Origin of the sequence: Corallococcus praedator (assembly GCF_003612125.1) — a bacterium.
GTDB lineage: Bacteria > Myxococcota > Myxococcia > Myxococcales > Myxococcaceae > Corallococcus > Corallococcus praedator.
Map to the genome: position 1 here is coordinate 1 of NZ_RAWI01000686.1, position 2,420 is coordinate 2,420.

Consider the following 2,420-nt stretch of genomic DNA (forward strand, 5'->3'; position numbering starts at 1 on the left):
CACCCGCGCGGATCCGCACCGCCCGCCCCTTGTCCGCCCGCCGCACGCCGGGGAGACTCAAGTCCATGGCACCTGGCCCCGCGGCTTCGCGTCCCTGGTTCGCGTTCTCCCTCGACCTGGCTCCGGCCGCGGCGAGCCGGCACCTGCACGGCCTGCCCCCCGTGCCCGACTTCCCCGAAGGCGAGCTCGCCGAGGCCCTGGACGTGGACGTCGTCTATGACGTCCACGTGCCCAACTGGGGCGGCCGGGTCGCGCGCCTCGTGGATGCCCCCGGACACCACGTCACCGGCCGGCTGCGTCCCGTGGACGCCGAGTCCTGGCCCGTCCTGGCCCGCCTGGAGACCGCCCTCGCCCTGGCCAACGAGGAGCGCCCGGTGCGGGTGCGCACCGCGTCAGGGGCCGTGGTGGAGGCCCACGCCTTCACCCCCGCCGCCCGGAACCCCTCCACCCAGGGGCCCGTCAGCGAGGCCTTCCTCATCACCCTCGCCGTCGCCGCCGAACGCGCTCGCCTGCCTGCCGCCGTCGTCGAAAAGCTCCAGGCCGAAGCCCGCATCGTCCACGCCGTCCAGCACGCCCGACCCGACGGCCACCGCACGCAGACGCCCAACAAGCCCGGCATAAAGTGACAGCCGGGTTGATCCTGACCGAAAAAAGCCCTGCCCCCTGAGAAAAAGGGAGGTGCGACGCAACCGGGTGCCGCGTCACGCCGACGATGGGTGGAGGGCCCCCTCTCCCGGACTGTTCCCCCACGGCCCCGAGGACGTTCACCGCATGTCGCTGCGAATCCCGACGCGAGCCACTCCCCCGCGCCCTACGCCCGCGAATGCGTCCGACACCGCCGCCGCGCCCGCGAACACCGCGGTGCCCGCCGCGCCCGTGCCGGGCAATGCCGCCCCCGCCAGCGCCGTTCCCTCCAACACGGTGGTGGCCCCCTCGGGGGGAAGCTGGAAGCGCTCCGCCACGAAGGAAGTGGCCATCTCCGACCTCCAGCAGAAGTTCGGCTGGACGGATGAGAGCTGGCAGGGCCGCCTGCTGAAGGCGGCGGACGCGGGCGGCGTGGACGGCCGGGGTGAGAACGGCCAGGTGTCCGCGGCGGAGCTGGAGACGTACCTCTCCGCGCCCACGGACGCGCAGTTCCTCACGTCCACGGCCATCCAGCAGCAGCGCGCGGCGCTCGACGCGAAGCTCGCGGGCGGTGCGCAGTCGGTGTCGGTGGACGCGTTCGACAGCCCCTGGCAGGCGTCGGTGGCGAAGCGCGCGGATCTGCTGGGCGGCAACGCGGACGGGCAGCTCTCCGCGGAGGAGCTGACGGCCTACGTGAACGCGTCCAAGGCGAACCAGGCCAAGGGCACGGGGACGGCGGCGGACACGCAGTGGGTGCCCGACCAGCAGATGGCCACCTTCCAGAGCCGCGTGGCGGAAGTCGCGGGCGAGTTGGATCCGCTCCGGCCCGTGGGCGGCGAGGGCGCGACGCCCGGGCTGAACCTGGTGAAGGAGTACTCGCGCACGCTGCTGGACACGGACAAGAACGTGCCCACGTTCGTCAGCTACATGCTGTCCGCGGCGGACGTGAAGGAGACGCCCGCGGACGTCAGCCGGCTCAACAGCACCTTCGTGCGTGACCCGGAAGTGGGCGTCGGGGGCGTGACGGACTCCGACTACAACAACACCGGTTTCGACCGGGGACACATGAAGGCGGCCGAGGACTCGCCCACGCAGGCGGCGATGAACGAAAGCCACTACATGAGCAACATCGCCCCGCAGCACGGCAATCACAACCAGCAGGTCTGGCGCACGCTGGAGCGCGGGGTGTCGGAGCTGGTGAAAGAGACCGGCGGCAAGGCCTACATCGTCACGGGCAACCTGTACCTGGATGACAAGGGCAAGCCGCTGCCGCCCGAGTCCATCGAGACGATGGGCGCGAAGGACCGCAAGATGGCGGTGCCCACGCACAACTTCAAGACGGTGCTGCTGGAGCTGCCCAACGGCAACCTGTCGATGTTCGCGTACATGGTGCCGAACGCGAAGGAAGGCCCGTCGAAGAAGGACGAGATCGTCCCCATGTTGGAGGCGTCGCGCGTGCCGGTGGACCAGCTGGAGGGATTGCTGGGCCAGGACCTCTACGCGCAGCTGCCCAAGGGTGTGCAGGAGAAGCTGGAGAAGGACGCATCCGCGGCGGGCATCTTCCAACAGGAGAGCCTCTACGAGTCCGCGACGCTGCTGCGCGCCCCGCCGTCCGCCTGAGCTTCTGTCGGCGTCCGCGCACGGCAGGCAGGAGGGACGCGCCCGGGTTGAGAGGGGCTTCAGCGTGCCCCGTTGCGCACGCGGTACTTGAGCCACACGATGCCCCCATCCCGCTTCTCCACGTGGGTGAGCTCCAGCGCCGTGCCCTTGTCGGGCGCCTGGGGGCGGTCGAAGAG

At 71.0% G+C, this 2,420-nt stretch carries 2 protein-coding genes; both read left to right on the forward strand.

Annotated elements, in window-relative coordinates; genetic code table 11:
• Nucleotides 1-626, forward strand: a 626-nt coding sequence (locus tag D7Y13_RS40825) for a gamma-glutamylcyclotransferase family protein (protein ID WP_439329260.1), incomplete at its 5' end; no start/stop codon positions are given.
• A gap of 145 nt (nucleotides 627-771) precedes the next feature.
• On the forward strand, nucleotides 772-2,244 hold the full coding sequence (locus D7Y13_RS40830; protein ID WP_120535306.1) for a DNA/RNA non-specific endonuclease: 1,473 nt from the start codon (nucleotides 772-774) through the stop codon (nucleotides 2,242-2,244).
• Nucleotides 2,245-2,420: the final 176 nt, after the last annotated feature.